At 60.0% G+C, this 17,209-nt stretch carries 21 protein-coding genes; 4 read left to right on the top strand and 17 right to left on the bottom strand.

All coding sequences use genetic code 11. The annotated features are described in order from the left end of the window. Nucleotides 1-102 precede the first annotated feature (102 nt). The 8 genes from typA to WCT10_00385 all read right to left on the bottom strand — a co-directional run bounded on the left by typA (nt 103) and on the right by WCT10_00385 (nt 7,046). A complete protein-coding gene (gene typA / locus WCT10_00420) occupies nt 103-1,923 on the bottom strand; it encodes a translational GTPase TypA (GenBank protein ID MFA6603286.1) in 1,821 nt (606 codons plus the stop codon). 253 nt (nt 1,924-2,176) lie between these two features. Then, entirely contained in the window at nt 2,177-2,626 is a 450-nt protein-coding gene (locus tag WCT10_00415) for a hypothetical protein (protein ID MFA6603285.1), read from the bottom strand. Nucleotides 2,627-2,770: 144 nt separating this feature from the next. Beyond that, nucleotides 2,771-3,535 (bottom strand): thioredoxin domain-containing protein, encoded by a 765-nt coding sequence (locus WCT10_00410; protein MFA6603284.1) that lies wholly within the window; start codon nt 3,533-3,535, stop codon nt 2,771-2,773. A 153-nt stretch (nt 3,536-3,688) separates the two neighbouring features. Further along, a complete protein-coding gene (locus WCT10_00405) occupies nt 3,689-4,270 on the bottom strand; it encodes a YbhB/YbcL family Raf kinase inhibitor-like protein (protein ID MFA6603283.1) in 582 nt (193 codons plus the stop codon). Between the two features lie 68 nt (nt 4,271-4,338). After that, nucleotides 4,339-4,608 (bottom strand): acylphosphatase, encoded by a 270-nt coding sequence (locus tag WCT10_00400; protein ID MFA6603282.1) that lies wholly within the window; start codon nt 4,606-4,608, stop codon nt 4,339-4,341. A gap of 130 nt (nt 4,609-4,738) precedes the next feature. Continuing rightward, on the bottom strand, nt 4,739-5,656 hold the full coding sequence (locus WCT10_00395) for a L,D-transpeptidase (GenBank protein MFA6603281.1): 918 nt from the start codon (nt 5,654-5,656) through the stop codon (nt 4,739-4,741). A gap of 229 nt (nt 5,657-5,885) precedes the next feature. Beyond that, a complete protein-coding gene (locus WCT10_00390) occupies nt 5,886-6,518 on the bottom strand; it encodes a phosphoribosyltransferase family protein (GenBank protein MFA6603280.1) in 633 nt (210 codons plus the stop codon). Nucleotides 6,519-6,620: 102 nt separating this feature from the next. Further along, on the bottom strand, nt 6,621-7,046 hold the full coding sequence (locus tag WCT10_00385; GenBank protein ID MFA6603279.1) for a hypothetical protein: 426 nt from the start codon (nt 7,044-7,046) through the stop codon (nt 6,621-6,623). A gap of 133 nt (nt 7,047-7,179) precedes the next feature. Between WCT10_00385 and WCT10_00380 the strand changes: the two genes are divergently transcribed. Then, nucleotides 7,180-7,647: a hypothetical protein gene (locus WCT10_00380; protein MFA6603278.1), complete on the top strand. Its 468-nt coding sequence runs from the start codon at nt 7,180-7,182 to the stop codon at nt 7,645-7,647. 349 nt (nt 7,648-7,996) lie between these two features. Here WCT10_00380 and WCT10_00375 read toward each other — a convergent pair whose 3' ends face one another. After that, nucleotides 7,997-9,820: an adenosylcobalamin-dependent ribonucleoside-diphosphate reductase gene (locus WCT10_00375; GenBank protein ID MFA6603277.1), complete on the bottom strand. Its 1,824-nt coding sequence runs from the start codon at nt 9,818-9,820 to the stop codon at nt 7,997-7,999. Nucleotides 9,821-9,989: 169 nt separating this feature from the next. After that, nucleotides 9,990-10,466, bottom strand: a complete 477-nt coding sequence (locus WCT10_00370; protein ID MFA6603276.1) for a hypothetical protein — start codon at nt 10,464-10,466, stop codon at nt 9,990-9,992. Nucleotides 10,467-10,574: 108 nt separating this feature from the next. Here WCT10_00370 and WCT10_00365 point away from each other — a divergent pair, with 108 nt between their 5' ends. The 3 genes from WCT10_00365 to WCT10_00355 all read left to right on the top strand — a co-directional run bounded on the left by WCT10_00365 (nt 10,575) and on the right by WCT10_00355 (nt 12,156). Next, on the top strand, nt 10,575-11,306 hold the full coding sequence (locus tag WCT10_00365; protein MFA6603275.1) for a DUF6390 family protein: 732 nt from the start codon (nt 10,575-10,577) through the stop codon (nt 11,304-11,306). A 78-nt stretch (nt 11,307-11,384) separates the two neighbouring features. After that, a complete protein-coding gene (locus WCT10_00360; GenBank protein MFA6603274.1) occupies nt 11,385-11,741 on the top strand; it encodes a four helix bundle protein in 357 nt (118 codons plus the stop codon). Between the two features lie 43 nt (nt 11,742-11,784). Next, a complete protein-coding gene (locus tag WCT10_00355; GenBank protein ID MFA6603273.1) occupies nt 11,785-12,156 on the top strand; it encodes a hypothetical protein in 372 nt (123 codons plus the stop codon). An 80-nt stretch (nt 12,157-12,236) separates the two neighbouring features. Here the strand turns inward: WCT10_00355 and WCT10_00350 are convergent, their stop codons facing one another. From WCT10_00350 to WCT10_00320, 7 genes are all read right to left on the bottom strand, one after another. Continuing rightward, nucleotides 12,237-12,653, bottom strand: a complete 417-nt coding sequence (locus tag WCT10_00350) for a cytochrome b5-like heme/steroid binding domain-containing protein (GenBank protein MFA6603272.1) — start codon at nt 12,651-12,653, stop codon at nt 12,237-12,239. A gap of 108 nt (nt 12,654-12,761) precedes the next feature. Continuing rightward, nucleotides 12,762-13,289, bottom strand: a complete 528-nt coding sequence (locus WCT10_00345) for a peroxiredoxin (protein ID MFA6603271.1) — start codon at nt 13,287-13,289, stop codon at nt 12,762-12,764. A 15-nt stretch (nt 13,290-13,304) separates the two neighbouring features. Then, nucleotides 13,305-13,721: a transcriptional repressor gene (locus tag WCT10_00340; GenBank protein ID MFA6603270.1), complete on the bottom strand. Its 417-nt coding sequence runs from the start codon at nt 13,719-13,721 to the stop codon at nt 13,305-13,307. A gap of 135 nt (nt 13,722-13,856) precedes the next feature. Beyond that, nucleotides 13,857-15,149 (bottom strand): Ni/Fe hydrogenase subunit alpha, encoded by a 1,293-nt coding sequence (locus tag WCT10_00335; GenBank protein ID MFA6603269.1) that lies wholly within the window; start codon nt 15,147-15,149, stop codon nt 13,857-13,859. 8 nt (nt 15,150-15,157) lie between these two features. Beyond that, a complete protein-coding gene (locus WCT10_00330) occupies nt 15,158-15,652 on the bottom strand; it encodes a hypothetical protein (GenBank protein ID MFA6603268.1) in 495 nt (164 codons plus the stop codon). A 12-nt stretch (nt 15,653-15,664) separates the two neighbouring features. Beyond that, complete coding sequence (locus WCT10_00325) at nt 15,665-16,903, bottom strand: FAD-dependent oxidoreductase (GenBank protein ID MFA6603267.1); 1,239 nt, start codon at nt 16,901-16,903, stop codon at nt 15,665-15,667. Between the two features lie 9 nt (nt 16,904-16,912). Next, the gene (locus WCT10_00320; GenBank protein MFA6603266.1) at nt 16,913-17,191 is read right to left on the bottom strand and encodes a ferredoxin; all 279 of its coding nucleotides are present in this window, start codon (nt 17,189-17,191) and stop codon (nt 16,913-16,915) included. Between the last annotated feature and the right edge of the window lie 18 nt (nt 17,192-17,209).

Raw genomic sequence — 17,209 nt, 5'->3', positions numbered from 1 at the left:
GATAACGGTTACAGGATAATTTTACCACGATGCCGACCTCCCGACCAGCAACAAAGCAGCTAGCGGCTGCCAACCACTAGCTGCCGGCTGATTTGTGATTACTTATTCTTTGCTGGCGTCGCGCTCGGAACGCTTGCGCGCCAGATGATCCAGGACCGTCTTGCGGATGCGGACGTTCTTCGGCGTCACTTCCACCAGCTCGTCGTCGCTGATGAACTCGAGCGCATCCTCGAGACCCATGGTGCGCGGCACGTCCACTTTGGCGCTGCCGCCGTCACCCTTGGAACGCATATTGGAAAGCTTCTTCTCTTTGCAGACGTTCACTTCGATATCATCCGATTTGGCGTTCTGGCCGACGACCATGCCGGCATACACCTGCACGCCCGGACCGACGAACAGCTGGCCGCGCTCCTGAGCGGCGACCAGGCCATAAGTGACCGTCACGCCGTCCTCGAAAGCGACGAGCGAACCGTGAGCGTTGGCGTCAAAATCACCCTTGTAATCCTCGTAGCCGAGGAACAGCGAATTCATGATGCCCAACCCCTTGGTGTCGGTGAGCAGCTGGGAACGATAGCCGATGAGGCCGCGGGTCGGAATGGTGAATTCCAGATAGGCCGTCTTGTTCTCCACGCGCATATCCGTCATCTCGCCGCGGCGCTGGCCCATCTTCTCGATGACCACGCCGACGTGCTCCTCCGGCACCTCGATCGTCACCTGTTCCACAGGCTCAAGTTTGCGGCCGCCCTCTTCCTTGAAGATGACCTGGGGCTTGGAGACCTCCAGTTCGAAACCTTCGCGGCGCATCTTCTCGATGAGGATGGCGAGGTGCAGCTCGCCGCGGCCGGCCAGAGTCCAGCGATCCATGGATTCGGTCTCGAAGCGGCGCAGGGCCACATCGGTCTCGAGTTCGCGCTCCAGCCGCTCCTTGATCTGCCGCGAGGTGGTGAATTGGCCTTCCTGGCCGGAGAACGGCGACGTGTTGATGCCGAAGGTCATCTTGACCGTCGGTTCTTCGATGGCGATGATGGGCAGCGCCTCGGGGTGCTCGACATCGCAGATGGTCTCGCCGATGGACACGTCCGGAATGCCGGCCACGGCGACGACGTCGCCGGCGTAAACCTCGTCGCGATCCACGCGCTGCAACCCCTCGAAAGACATGACGCCGGTCAGTTTGACCTTCTTCATCTTACCGTCGCGCGCGATATGCATGACCTCCATACCTTTGCGCAGCGTGCCGGAATACAGGCGGCCGATGGCGATCTTGCCCTTGAAATTGTCGTAAGTCAGATTGACCGTGAGCATCTGCGGCGGCTTGTCCATCTCCGCCCGGGCCGGTTTGATGACCTCGAGAATGGTGTCGAACACCGGCCGGATGTCAGTCATCTTGTCGAGATCCGATTCCAGACCGGCCAGACCCTTGACGCCCGAAGCGTACAGCACGGGAAAATTGGTCTGTTCGTCCGAAGCGCCGAGTTCGACGAACAGGTCGAAGGTCTTGTTCAGCACCCATTCGACGCGGGCCTCCGGCTTGTCGATCTTGTTGATGACCACGATGATCTTATGGCCGGCTTTGATGGCGTTCCGGAGGACGAACTTGGTCTGCGGCATCGGGCCTTCCTTGGCGTCCACGAGCAGGATGGCGCCGTCGACCATGCGCATGATGCGCTCGACCTCGCCGCCGAAATCAGCGTGGCCGGGAGTGTCGATGATGTTGATCTTGACGCCCTGATATTCGACCGCGGCGTTCTTGGAGAAGATCGTGATGCCGCGCTCGCGTTCCAGATCATTGGAATCCATGATCAATTCACCGCCGACGTCCTTCTTCAGGGCGTGCGATTGCCTCAATAACGCGTCGACGAGCGTGGTCTTGCCATGGTCGACGTGGGCGATGATGGCGATGTTGCGAATTTCCTTGTGATCCATACGTTATCTGCGGCTAGGCCGGAGTCCCGCGCGCGGCGGCGGGGCGCGATCCTTTGGCTATAATATTCGACGTGCGCTTGAGTATAGACGAAACGGCCGAAAAAGTCAACCGTGGCGCGGCCGAAAAACGCGCTAATTGAAAATAAAAATGAGGCTGAGGAGCCTCATTCGAAGACCAGGCTGGCTTGAAAGGCGATTTTTCGAGCTGTCCATGATGATCCGACGGCAAAGCTGGAAAAATCCCGCTGCCGGATCAGATCCGTTCGAAACGGTGTCTTCCCAGACCATTCTCGAACATCCGGACATGCTGGCCAGCGCCGACGAAAACCGGAAGGATGGCGTTGACCTCGTGCAAGCGGCCATCGGAAAAATGGACGCGGTATACCGGCTGATTGTCAGGGGTGATGCGGAACGCCTCGACGCGGGCCACTTCCCCTTCGGCAACGACCGCTTCGAGCAGTTTGATCTGCCTGTAAACAGCTGTGGTCCGACCGACGCAGCTCCTCATCAGGATCATGCCGCCCACGAACACCGTCAGGATGATCGCAGGCGCTACCGATCCCGGTCGCTGATCGCTGGTGGCGAAAAAGATGGCGCCAAGGCTGACGCCGGTCACCAGATATGACGCTAGGGTCGCGATCAGCCAGCACACGCGTCGGCGCTCAAGTCGTTTCGCTGTCGCGCGCATTTCCGCGAGTTCCATGTGGTTCTCCTTTGGAATGGTAAAGAGCTGTTGGCAAAGTAACGGCAAAGACACTGACCGTCAAGCGACACCCCCCTCCGCCAAGATAACAAACCGACCCGGCGCTGGGCCGGGTCGGTCGAAGGTCACGCGGATCGTCTCGCTCTATTTCAGCACACTGTCGATCATGCCAGCCACGCTCTCGTAAGGCAGGGCGCCCGGGATGAGCTGCTTGCCGCCGTCGGCGGTCAGGATGATCGTTCCGGGAGTACCGCTGATGCCAGCCGCGCCGCCGGTCGTGCGATCATTGTCGATGCGAGCCTGATACTTGCTGGTTTTGACGCAGCTGTCGAACTTGGACTTGTTCAGCTTGAGCTCGACCGCGATCTTGTCGAAGAGAGCGGTGCCGATGTTCGCCTGGTCGGCAAAGATCTTGTCGGCGAACTCGAAGAACTTACCCTGCTCCGCGGCGCATTCCGCGGCGTTCGCGGCCGGCATGGCGAAGGGGTGGAACGACAGCGGGAAATGCCGATAGACCCAGCGGACCTTGCCCTTGTAATCAGCCATGACCTGCTGCATGGTCGTGTGGAATTTCTCGCAGTAAGGGCACTGGAGATCGGTGTAAGTGATGAGCGTGACCGGAGCGTTGACGTCGCCGAGAACATGATCATCGCTCGTGACCGGAGCGACCTCGCCGACCTGTTCTCCCGGCTGTTCGGCCGGAGCCGCGGCCTGATCGTTGACGTTGGCGGCAGCCGGAGCCGGCTGTTTATTCTCCGCCGGGACGATATTGCCCTTCAGGACGATGGACAACAGGATGAAAAAACCGATGGTGCAGAAGACCAAGATTCCGCCGACGATGCCCAGGATGAAACTCATCTTCGGCGAGAGCGTCAAAGCGCGGGCCGACTGCTGTTCTTCGTGGATCATAAAGCTGTAAAAAATAAATAGAATCCCTTGATTTAACTCAGTTAAGCCGGCCGATGAGACCAGCGATAAGCCATAATAACCTTTTTTTGGCTATCAGGCCAGACGATTTATCCCCACATCAGGCGGCTGACGCTCCGCCCGGCGGCCGAGAATTCATGGCTGCCGCCGGTAAACCCCGATGAGACCGGCTTTGTCCAAAATATGATCCCGCATGGCCGCTTCCAGCTCTTTCACGCCGGCTGCGGCGGTCAGCTCCAATTCCGCGTCCAGCGCGTACGCCTGGAAAAAATAACGATGCTCCCCGCTCGGCGGGCAGGGACCGCCGTAACCCGCGCGGCCAAAATCAGTCAGGCCTTCGACCGCTCCTCCCGGCACGGACTTCTCGCCGATCTCGACGATATCGGCGGCGGGAATATTCCAGACCGTCCAATGGGTCCAGGCGCCGGCCGCGGCATCCGGATCGTCAACGATGAGCGCCAGCGTCCGGGCTTCCTCCGGCACGCCGCTCACGCGCAACGGCGGATTGATGTTCTCCCCGTCGCAGGTGTACCGCGCCGGGATGGCGCCATCCTGCTCGAATTGCGGACTGGTGATCTTCATATGACCGCTGCCGATGATAGGATTAATGGTCTTTTTCGCCGCCGTCCCGCTGACCGCCGCCAGGATCGCGACGCCGGCCAGACCGACGAGCAGGATCGCCGCGGCGACCAGGATCCTTTGCTTGCGCTCGGTCATATTCGGAAGTTCCCCCTGCTTTCATCTTATATATAGGATAGCATGACGGCCCCGCCAGCCGAAGCCGTTCACAAGATGCGGAACTGCGTCAGGCCGACGACTTCGCCCTCCGTCACGACCGCTTCCTTGACCGTCGCCTGCTCCGGCCCGCGCTGGCACCAGGCTGCGAAAGTCTCGAGCGCGGCCGCTTCCCCTTCGACCGCGACGCTCACACTGCCGTCGGATTCGTTCTTGACGTGGCCAGCGAGCAGCAGCCGCTGCGCCAGCTCTTTCGCGGCCAGACGAAAATAGATGCCCTGGACCCGGCCGCGGACCTTGATGTCATAATGTCTGGCCATAGACTCATCGGATAGCGCCGCAAAAATAACGCGCCGCCAAATTTTCTCGCTGAAGAAATGATAACGGCTGCGAGACGATTTGGCCAGATAAAAAAACCGCCCCTCCCAAAAAGGGCGGGGGCGGAAAGACTCAGTCGAAAGAACTCACGACGCTCACGGGGATGCCGATCTCCGCCCAGGCGAAGATCTTTTTGGCGTCCTCGAGAAGCAGGCGCACGCAACCGTGCGAAGCCGGCGAACCGACGAGATCGCCGCCATGCATCCAGTAGGCCGAACCGCGGAAATTGACCGCGTAAGGCATCGGCGCGCCACCGTTCGGTTCCGGATATTTCGATGACTTGGCGTCGATCTTCTTGGCGCGGACCTTGGTGGTGCCGGTCGGCGTCCGGTAGTTCTCGCCATGCGGACCGCGGCTGAGACGTCCCGAACTGATCGGGAACGAATCTCTGAGCTGGCCGCACTCATAAAGTCCGACGAACTGGCGCTTGAGGTCGACCAGGATGAACTTGACCTGGCCCTTCGCTGGTTCGTAGCGTTGCGGCAGCGGCGTGTAGACCTCGCCCTCGGCCAGCTGCGGCACGCGGAGCTTGTGTCCGGCGTGAGCGAAGCGCGGGTCGAGCCGGTTGAAGCGCGATACGTTCACGGCCGCGGAGCCGTAAAGATACTCGAGCACGTTCTGGCCGGCGGCTTTGGCCGCGTCGCGATCCTCGCGCGTGATGACGTAATCGGTCGATGTCGGCTCAGACCTCGGACCATTGTCGCAGCACTGGTCGAGACACTGCTCGGCCTCCGGCGGACAGACCGCCGATTTGGCGGACGCGGCTTCGAAGGAAGCGTCGCTGGCCGGAGCGGCCGCGGCGACATCCAAGTCGGCGAACGCGACGGTCGCGAGCAGCGACTCGTCCTGATAGTCCGAAGACGACGCGCTCGCGGTGCGATCGCAAACGAGGCTGGTCTCCAGGACCAGATCCCCGCCGGACGCGTTCTGAGAGCCGCAAGCGGCGAAGACGAAACTGCACCAGCAGACAACGCTTGAGCGCTTGATCATGGCAAACCTCCCGTGATGACGGCAGATGTTAAGGATCGGGGCGGCTTTTCAGCCGCTTAAGCTGATGTCACGCTGATTCAAAGCGGACAGGACAATGTAGCCTAAAAACCGGCTTTTGTCAACGCTACTGTACAGGCAGCCGGACCTTGGTCTGGTTCGGGCAGCGGGCCGCCAGCAATAAAATAACGCCTTGCGGCGTAACTATGCTGAAAAAACATGATCTTCAGACCTAATCCGACTGGGGATGCAACAAGCGCATGACAGCGCCGTCATCGACCTGGTCGAATTCTTCATAAAACGAACCGATGGCCTGGAACGAATCCGGCCGCTCAAGAGCGATGACTTCATCGGCAACCGACCCGATCCGGGCCAAGGAATCTGGCGGACCCACCGGTACGGCCACGACGATCCGGCGCGGCTGCCGGGACCTGACCGTGGCGATCGCGGCCAGCATGGTGAAACCGGTGGCGACGCCGTCATCAACGATGATGACCATCTTGCCGCGAAGATCGAGCGGCGGCAGGCCGGCGCGGAACTTGCCGAGTCGCCGGGCGGCCTCGGCCGTCTCTTTCTTGATGATCGCTGCAAGCTTGGCTGGATCGTACCCGGCCCGCTCCGCTTCGTTCCAGACCACCTGACCAGCTTCAGTGACGGCTCCGATCGCGTACTCTTCGTCGGACGGCGCGCCGATCTTGCGCGGCACGACGATGTCGAGCGGCGCGTCCAGGGCGTCGGCGACGACCCTCCCAGGCACGACGCCGCCGCGCGGCAAAGCGACCACCGCCACGTCCGGCTGGCCGGCGTACTTACCGAGAGCGGCGGCTAATTTGACTCCGGCCTCATGCCGGTCAGCGAAAACCATACTTACATTCGCGTGCTGCCAGACTCTCGACGAGGCCGGCGCAGCCTAAGTAAAAAGCCGCCTTGAACGCGGCCCCGGACACTATCGGACGACTCTCGGACATCAGACTCGGAATTCAATATTCGCTTCCCAGTAGCCGAGCTGGTTCTTGTGGACACCCTCGGGCGAACAAGCGGCGGTCTTGATCTCTTTCTTCAATTTAAGGCCACCTTGGCCCAAAAAGTCGCCCTCGACCTTCTTGTCGGTGATGAGCGCCAAGCGCAGGCCGGCATAGGCTTCTTTCTTTTCCGCGGCCAATTTGAGCGCTTCGTTGAGCAGCGCGATCAGGATCTGGGTGAAATCAGCGGCTTCGACCGTGAAATGGCGCTCGCGATCAGTGGCTGGCGGCGTCCCATCTTCGGTCATTTTAGCGAAATCAATGCCGCCCACGGCAAAAGCGCCCTCTAAAGCGGCCTGCAGGAAACCAGCCTTGGTGGTGGCCACGACGCGGATATCGGACTCGCCGGGTTTAAGGTCGAACTTCTTCATGAAAATATTATATCATTTCCGGACGGACTTTTGAAGAGCGCTTGCTGCCTCTCCCCCGGCTGAACGATTGACTTTCCAAATCTCAAATATTAGGATAGCCTCGTCACTGGTACTTTCACAAAAGGAGTGAACCATGTTCCGACAGATCATCTTGATGTCAGTCATCGCCGCTTGCTCAATGAGCTGTCTGACAATGCAAGACGTGGCGAAGAACCAAGCGGCTACAGACGCGATCCTGCAGGGCGAACACCAGCTCCGCAAGATAGCGGAACGCACCGAGACCAGTTCGCGGGCAACGGGAGGATTCTTCCTCTTTGTCGGCAGCTACGGGTCTTCGTCACAACAGCAGGTGATCGTGCGATTCGCTTGGCAGATGCCGGACGGCATCTACGCCATCTCATCACTACCGCTCGAGAGGATCCGCGTGAAGCTGGACAACGCCGCCGCGGTTCCGACCATCAGATTCAACTGGGAACCCTGTGGCTATGAAGGACCGACGATCCAGACACTGATGGATGACCACGTCCAGTATGCGGTCGTGACCGTCCGGGAAAGCGACTGGCCGATCGACATCAACCTGCCGCTCGAGAAGCCGGAATAACAGCGGCCGAACACCTTCTCATTGAACGCCCTCTGCGGCGTTCTTTTTTTATCGCTGCCCATCACAAACTCGAAAATAATATGCTCACCAAATGAATGTCTGATCGTCATGTTGTGGCCGTAAAGATCGCGTTCATCGTGGAAGAATAGGCGAGTTGCGGAGTCAGGGAGAGATTAAGTGTGGGAGTGCTGGAGTACTGAAGTTCTGAAGTGCTGGAGTTTGATCTCAAACCTTCAGCTCTCCTGCACTCCCGCACTCCAGCACTCCGCCGTATAGCTCGCGAGCGACACGGCTCCGTCACGTCGTTCGCGAACGACGTGGCTCCGTCTCTCCCGCACTTCCCCACTCCTCACGTCGGCATATACGCGCACACGCCGGCCGGACAGCCGCCGGCGTATTCGCTGCCAGCGCCGACGAGGTCCTTCTTGCCGCCCGCCGCCGCGCCGGTCGTGAGCACCTGATTCGTCTTGCTGCCGTCGCGATAGACGGTGATGCCTTTGCACTTCAATTTCCAGGCCTCGAGATAGGCGTTGCGGACCTCGGCTGGCGAGGCGGTCTCCGGCAGATTGATGGTCTTCGAGACGGCGTTGTCGGTGTGGCGCTGGAAAGCCGCCTGCATCCGGACATGATGCGCCACATTGATCTCGTGCGCGGTCCGGAAGATCCGCTTCTCCGCGGCGGACAGACCCTCCACGTCCTGGACCGAGCCATTGGCCGCGACGCGGAGTTCAAGCTCGGTGTTCCAGAGGCCGCGTTTTTTGGCGACCTCGCGGAACAGCGGCGTGGTCTCGACGAGATGCTGACCCTCAAGGACGTGCCGGACGAAAGAAACGGCGAACAACGGCTCGATGCCGGATGAACAGCCGGCCAGGACCGAGATCGTCCCCGTCGGCGCAATCGTCGTGATCGTGGCGTTGCGCATCCGTTTCGCTCCCCGCTTCTGCCAGAGCGAACCGCGGAAATTCGGGAAGCTGCCGCGCTGCCGGGCGAGCTCGGCGGAAGCGGCGTGGCCCTCGCGCTCGATGAAGCCCATCAAGCGGTCAGCGAACTTCAACGCCTCATCGGAATCATACGGAATGCCGAGATGGATCAGGGCCTCGGCGAAACCCATGATGCCCAGACCGATGCGGCGATTGTCTCGGGCGGCGGCGGCGCACTGCTCCAGCGGGAAACGATTCGCGTCGATGATGTCATCAAGGAAACGGACGGCGTCGTGGACCAGCCCTTTGAGCCGGAGCCAGTCGAATTTGCCGCTGAGCGGTTCGCCTGCGACCAGTTTCGACAGGTTGATCGAGCCGAGATTGCAGGACTCCCAGGGATGGAGCGGCACTTCGCCGCAGGGATTGGTGGAAGCGATCGGACCGATGTGGCGCGTCGGGTTCAGACGGTTGATCGCGTCGATGAAGAGGATACCCGGGTCGCCCGTGCGCCAGGCCGCGGCCACGATCTTGTCGAAGATCTCGCGCGCCGGGCGTTCAGCCGCGACCTTGCCGGTGTGGGGATTGTATAATTTGTAGTTCCGGCCGGCGGCGACGGCGCGCATGAAAGCGTCCGTGACCGAGACTGAAACGTTGAAGTTGCGCAGGCATTCGTCATGCAACTTAGCCTCGATGAATTCCAGGATGTCCGGATGGTCCACGCGCAGCACGCCCATGTTGGCGCCGCGGCGCTTGCCGCCCTGGCGGATGACGTCGGTCACGGCGTCGAAGATATGCAGGAAGCTGACCGGGCCGGAAGCGATGCCGCCGGTCGAACGCACGAGATCGCCGCGCGGCCTGATCTCGGAGAAATCGAAGCCGGTGCCGCCGCCAGACTTATGGACCTCGGCCGCGGCTTTGAGCGCGTCAAAAATACTGTCGACCGAGTCCTTGATCGGAATGACGTAGCAAGCCGAAAGCTGGCCGAGCGAGGCGCCGGCGTTCATGAGCGTAGGCGTGTTCGGCAAGAACTCGCCGTGCGCCATCATGGCGTAGAACAGATTCTCCCAGTTGCGGGCCTCGGCCGCCGTCGCGCCATAATGCCGTTCCTCGACCGCGATCACCCGCGCTACGCGGCGGAAGAGCTGGGCTGGAGTCTCGATCAGTTTGCCTTTCGAGTCCCGCAGCAAATATCGCGACTCAAGCACGAGCCGGGCATTGTCGCTGATCAACGGAATGATGTCTTCTGGGGACATAGAGAAAGAGTGCGGGAGTGAAGGAGTGCGGGAGACCTGATTTGTGATCCACCCAGCACTTAACTGTATTTTACCACACTCCCGAACCCCCTGCTTCTGCACTCTCCGACGCCTGAACAAACAACCCGGCTGATGAGCCGGGTTGTTCCGATATCTTATCTGACGCTGCCTAGGCCTGCGGCGGTGCTGGCGGCGGAACGACCGGAGCCGCGGCTTTGTCGGAGGCGACCCGCTTCAGACAGGAAACCAGCGAGAAAACGAAGACGATGATGAAGAAAACGAAACCATAGGCGCAGGTCGAGAGTCCGAGGAGGCCGAACGACTTGAAGCCCTCGGTGAACCAGACCGCCATCTCGCGCACCGTGAAGGAGCCGGAGAAGATCATGCCCATGACGGACACGATCAGGTTCAGCCTGATCGGCCAGCGGCCGGCGGCTTTCTTGGCGAAAGCGATGACCGTGGCGACGAACATGGTCGAGAACATCGCGAAGCCATAATAACAGGCCGGATATCCAAGGAAGGTCGGACAGGCTTCTTTGAAGGCGCAGATGCCGCTGAAGAACTTGATGCCGCTCAGATAGCCGGAGAACAGGACGCCGGCGAGCGTGAGGGGCAGGGCGATCTTAAGATATTTTTCAGTTGTCATAATTAAGGCGGTGATTAACTTCTACAGTATACCCTGAGGCCGGATGTTGTTCAATGCTGGACCGGATTAGTGTAAACTGATCGCGTTAACTACTGGCTAAGCAGACCTATGGACGGAGTGCTCCGCTGCAGCCGCTACGCTTTCGGACCGAATCGCCTGCATTATTGCGGACCTGACGCCAATCAGGAGATTTTGGCGTACATCAACGAAGGTGCGACCGATCCCGGACTTGCGGCGCTGATGCGCGGTTTCGCCACGATGTTCCCCTATCTCGCGACTATCGCCGCCGCGAACGGTGTCCGCGACCCCTTCGACGACCGCGTGGTCGAGGCTTACTGGATCGGCAACGAACTTCTGGAGAATGTCGGCAAACAACGGTTGCACCGCCACCTGGCCGAGAACCTGCAGATGAAAAAGAAACTTGATGCGCGTTCGTTCGAACTGGTCGAGGACAAGATCGCCAAGGGTGCCATGCCGCATCACTCCTTCCACGTACTCGACATCTGGAAGCGGACCGGGCATTTACCGATCGCCCACACGCTCGAGAGCATGGAAGAATGCCGCATCAGCTGGGGCAAAGTGCTGGAAGTTGACGGTCCGAATATCATGATCGAGACCGAACCACTGCTCTTGATCAGCGGTAAACTGGCGCTCGGCGAGCCGGCGAAACGCCAGGTCCGGCGCAGCCTCGAGGCGCGCTCGGACATCGAACAGATCCAGCCTGGCGAACTCGTGAGCGTCCACTGGGGCGTGCCCTGCGAGGTGATTTCCGAAGCGCAGGCGGCCCAATTGAGGAAATACACTCTACAACACATTGCCCTCGCCAATAAGACGATCTGACCAAGTGCTGAAGTACTGAAGTTCTGGAGTGCCGGAGATTTGACTATTTTAGACAGGTGGGGCAACGTCCGGCGGCGTATGACCGATAGTGCTCACCGCAACCTTCGCGTCTGGAAAGAGGCCCGCGCCTTGTCCTTGTCGATCTACCGGGTCACCAGCTCCTTTCCGATGACAGAAAGATTCGGACTTACACAACAGATTCGACGCTCAACAACATCAGTCGGCGCCAATATCGCTGAAGGCTACGGACGTTCCGGTAAAAAAGAGTTCAAAAATTTCCTTTCCATCGCTCGCGGGTCGGCGAAAGAAACCGAATACTTTCTTCTCCTGGCCAAAGACCTGGGATTCTTATCAGAAACCGAGGCGGCCGGATTGATCTGCCGCTATGAGGGTCTTTGCGCTGGACTGGCGGCACTTGCTAAACAGGTCGGATAACTCAATCTTCAGCACTCCAGCACTCCCCAACTTCAGCACTTTTATGATCGTCTATATTTTCGGAAATCCCGACCTACCGGAAGATTCCCTGCCGCTGAAACTTATTCCAGAACTCCAAAAACTCCGACCGGACGTTGTTTTTGAAATAAAAGATCCGAATGAAGAGTGGGAGGTGCCGTCGGAACTGACCGTCATCGACACAGTCGTCGGCATCGCCGAACCGCGCATCTTCGCTTCCCTGGACGCCTTCGCCGCCGCGCCACGCCTCACTACGCATGACTTCGACGCCTACGCCAACCTGAAATGGCTGCAAAAACTCGGACGACTGAAAAATCTCCGCATCATCGGCCTGCCGCCAGGCATAGAGCTGCGGAAAGCGCTCGACTTCATCCGAAATTCGCTGATGAATGGCTGACCCGGGCCGCACCACCGTTGCGATAACCTAAAAGACCGCGTCGGAGCGCGGTCTTTTCGTCGGGCGGCAATTATCCGTGGCTACGGCTTATACGTTCCGATCTCGTAATTCTTCATGTAAGCCCTGGCCTTGTCCGAATGCGGCGTTCCGGAACCCATCGGACGGGTCTCGAAAAGGACCGTCGCGTCCCGACCGCAACCGGCGTAGACCGCCTCCCGGCCGGGATGCTTCGTGGCGTAACCGGAAACATCGTAGACGATGCCGTTGATGGCGAGCCAACAATCATCCGGCGTCTTATGTTTCGCGACCTCAGCCGCAGTGATTTCCCTCGCTGAAGCTTGATCCGGCGCATTGGCTGCCGGAGGGACGGATAGAGCGGCAACGGCCGCCGGACGCTCCGTTGTTTGCGTCCTGACCGTTGTCTGGCCGGCACAACCGGCGCCAACTAAAAGTACGGAGCCGGCGAGTACCCCTAACAAGACAAAACTATGTTTCATAAGATAGATGAATTTAACCTTTCGACCCGAGCCGAAGCAACGGGTCGCCGATGACCGGCCGCTAGCGGCCCAATCACCGGTCTCACGACAAGCATTTTGGCAAAACCCTTATTTGGCTTTGCCGAGCGTTTTTTCTCCGTCCTTCCAGTCGAGCGGGCAAAGTCCGCCGCTCTTCAGGGCCTGCAGGACGCGCAGGGTCTCGGTCACCGAACGGCCGACCGCCGAGGCCGATACGACGATGTAGCGCACGATCCCCTCCGGATCGATGATGAAGAGTCCGCGCTCCGCGGAACCATCATCGGCATTCAAGACACCGTAAGCATCGGCGAGTTTGAGCGCCGTATCGGCCAGGACCGGATACTTCACCTCCGGCAGGTCGCGCTCGAACCAGGCCTTATGCGACCACTGAGAATCGGTCGAGGCGGCGACGATCTTGGCGCCGAGCTTCTCGAATTCATGCTCGTGCGCGGCGAATCCGCGTAATTCCGTCGGGCAGACGAAAGTGAAATCGCGCGGATAAAAGAACAGGACGAGCCAATGCCCGCGATATTCGGACAGGCTGACGGAACGGAATTCGCCGGTCTGGTAGGCCGGTACGGCCTTGAAATCCGGCGCGGGTTTTCCTAGGATCAACATATTTTCGCTGATGCGTTAATGGACGTAATAGACCAAGAGGATGCTGTCGACCGAACCAGCCTTCACTCCTTTGGGGAGCGGCAACGGCCCGCGAACATCCGCGTCCCGGAGCGTGTCCGAGCCGAGGCTATAGACATGCGCGTGGACGCCGGTGTTCGCGTCGAACCGGGAGACTCCCCCGCCGATCCGGAACTCGCGGACGAGGCCGAGGCTGGAGAGCAGAGCCAGATTCTTATAGACCGTAGCGAAGGACAGATCGGGCAGCCGCCGGCGGATCGCGACGTGGAGCTCCTGCGCCGTAGGATGGCGGTCGGTCGAGGCGACAGCCTCGAAGACAGCGCGTTTCTGCGGCGTGAGCGGCAGGCGGCGGCGCCGGCACTCGGCCTCGAAGCGCTTCACCCTGATCGCGATCTCGCTGGGACTCATTGGCATATTATTCCTTGTGGATAATCATTATCCATTATGGATCGCGAACGAAAAGCTGTCAAGCGCCGGACCGCCGGCGAAGACTAAAACGATCGCGCCAGCGGCGCGGTCGTCATGATTCTAAGATGCGGGCGGATCAGGCTACTCCTCCCACTTCAACTTCAGGAAGTGCGCGGCGCAGGACATGCACGGGTCGTAGGCGCGGACGAGTTTCTCCATTTCGTGGATCATCTCTTCCTGGCTCATCTTGTCCAGGTTGTCCTGGATGAGCTTCCAAACATCCTCCTCGATGTTCACCTGGTTCTGGTTGGTGGGCACGATGACCTCGCCTCTGACCACATTCCCCTTTTCGTCGGTCTCCACGCGATGATAGAGCGTGCCGCGCGGCGCTTCGACGACGCCGATGCCAACGCCAGCCTTGTTCGGCATGCGCACCAGCGGTTCAGCCTTGAACTCGACGGTCTTCAGGACGTCCACGGCCCGGTCGAGGCAGTGCAGGATCTCGATGGCCTGAGCCAGATTGTTGTAGAAGATGTCGGTCGAGGGGAAGAGTTTCAGTGTTTCCTTGAGCGACTCTTTCGTCTTCGCGTGCAGCAGGTCCTTGGCCAGATTCAGGCGCGCGAGCGACCCGACCATGTAGGATTTGCCTTCATGTTTGTAAGCCGAAGCCTGCGAATACGGCAGGACGACGTGTTCAAGATGATCGCGGAAGCCGGACTCCGGCACGACGTGGCCGAAGCTGTCATGGATCTCGCCGTCAATGAATCCGAAATGATCCTTGGGCACGAGCGCCATGTAATTGGTCTTGCGATCCAGATGGAATGGCGCTTTTTCGAAGATCTCGACCGTGCGCAGGACCGCCGGACGGACCGACTCGAGCAGTTTGATCGCTTTTTCCACGCCGGCCTTGTCCGGGAACTTCAGGAAGCCGCCGAGCGTCGGATAGACCGCATGGACGGAACGTCCGGCCACGAGCTCGGCCAGGAAATTGCCGGCGGCCTTGATGTCGAAAGCGTCGTGCAGCATCTGATGCTGGACCGGGTCGTTCTCGTCGAACTCCAGCAATGCGTCCTTGCCGACGATGTCCGGCAAGACGAACAGATAGAGATGCAGCGCGTGGTCACGGATGTTGAGCCCGCACATGGTGAGCTCGCGGAGCAGCATGGTCTGCGGCGTAGGCTGTAGATCGAGCGCGTGCTCGCAGGCTTCGATGGCGCACAGGAGATGTGCGTTCGAGCAGGTGCCGCAGATACGCGCCAGGAGCTGCGGGATGGCCATGAGCGGCTTGCCCTCGATGCCGCGCGTGTAGAAGCGCTTGAACTCGGCGATCTCGTAGCGGACCGACTCCACTTTGCCGTCTTTCACTTTGACGTTGACGTTCGCGGCGCCCTCCACCTTGGTGACGTGTTCGAGACTCAGGTCGAAAGTATGCATAACCGGTTCTACTTAGCGCCCCGGAACTGGCCGACCAGCTGGTCGACCGCGGCGAGGAATTTTTTCGGATCCATCGGACAGCCGCCGACCTCGGCATCCACCTTGATCACCTCGGAGAGTTTGCGGACCTTGGGCGAGGCGGCGAAACGCGCGAGCAGGAATTCGATCTCCTGCTTCTGCTCGTCGGTGAAAGCGTTGCGTTGGGCCGAAGGCATGCCGGTGCAAGCGCAGGCGCCGACGGCCACGACGACTTTGGACAAGGCGCGGATCTCCTCGGCTTCCTTGGCCTGCTTGTCCGACGCGATGGCTCCTTCGATGAAGGCAATATCCATCTCATCGAGCACGTTCTTCGTCTTCAGGACGCGGGCGTGGCGAAAATCGAAGATCTTCTTCCACTCCTGCCAGTGGTCGTTCAGGAGTTCCGTGAAAACGATCGTGCTGTCCTCGCAACAGGAGAAAGAGAACCAGCCGATGCGGATCTTGGGCTGTTCGGTGGCGGCCATAAAAAATGTCGGTTACGACAAAAGCGATTTGAGATCGAAATTCGTGTCCGCGAGCTCCGAGTAGCGGCCGGCGACGTCCGTCTGTTTCTCGATGAGTTTCGAGATCGGACCGATGTCCGCGGTGCGGTTCATGAGGGTCGCGCCGACGATGCGGTTGTCCTTGAGGAGCAGCCGAGCGTAGGAATTAGCCTCCGGCGATCCGCGCGGTACGACGTCGCGGCCGGCGCCGGGCGGCGCCACGGAGCCGATGAAGGCGATGCTCAAGCCAAGACCGCTCACGGCATAGAAGGTCACGAGGCGGTAGGGTTCATGGCGTCCGGACATGTTGGCGCCGACGGTGCGACCCTGCGACTGGGCGTTGCTCCAGCTGCCGAACTGCGTCCGCTCGCCGAAGATCAGGTCCTGGTACTCAGCGCAATCCCCCGCCGCCCAGATGTCCGGCGCGCTGGTCTCGAGATATTCGTTGGCGACGAGGCCACGGTTGGTCGCGAGGCCGGCGGCTTTCGCGAAATCGAGCGGGCAGACGCCGCCGATGCCGACCGAAACGATCTGACAGGGAAGTTTTTCGCCACTCTCCAGGATGACGCCCTCGACCCGCTCGCCGCCGTAGGCTTCAGTCACATATTTGCCGCGCACGATCTTCACGCCGGCCTTCTCCAGGGCTTTCTCGATCATCTGGCCGGAACCGGCGTCAAGCACCGGATCCCAGTAATGCGGTTCGCGGATCACGAGCGTGGTGTCGAGGCCGGAAGCTTGGAAAAGTTCGCAGACCTCGAAACCGATGGCGCCGCCGCCGATCACGACCGCCTGTCTGGCAGTCTTCACATCGGCCGTGATGCCCTTGAAGTCGTCGAGCGTCCGGACGTAATGTATACCCTGTTTGTCGGAACCAGGCACAGTCCAGCGCCGGGCGCGGATGCCGATGGCCAGGAGTAATTTGTCATAGCCGAGCATCGTGCCGTCATCGAGGATCACCGTCTTGGCGGCCGTATCCAGTTTCGCGGCCGTGCGCCCAGCGATCAGATTCACGCGATTATCGCGATACCATTCCTCTTTTTTCAGCCAGATCTGGTCGGCCGGAACCTTCCCCAGGAAATAATGCAGCTTGGAGATCATGATACGCGAATAGAACCGGTACGGCTCGTCGGAGACGATCGTGATCGCGCCAGTCGCGTCCTGTTTACGAATGGTATCGGCGGCCGTGGTCCCCGCGACCCCGCCGCCGATGATGAGATAACGGGTTTCGGCCATAGCCGAAGATTATTCCGGGAAGATCTGCTTCCCCTCTTCGTCGTAAAGATAGATCGCTTTGACCGGGCAGGACTGGGCCGCGGTCAGAAGCGTGTCGTCGTCGACGGTCGGGTCCTCGAGAAGCGCGCGCTCGACCGGACCGGACAGGCGCTGGCCGTCCTTGAGTTTGTAGACAGCCTTGTTGTCGGCGTCGAGTTCCATCGCGCCCGGAGCGGCGATGACGCAGGGCGAAGCCCCGATGCAGAGGTCGCGTTTGACCTCGACTTTGGCGATCTTGCGAGCAGCCATAGTTTTTTCACGTTTAAA

Source organism: Patescibacteria group bacterium (assembly GCA_041667185.1).
GTDB lineage: Bacteria > Patescibacteriota > Patescibacteriia > SG8-24 > SG8-24 > JBAYFM01.
This window is presented reverse-complemented; position numbering and strand designations above follow the sequence as displayed.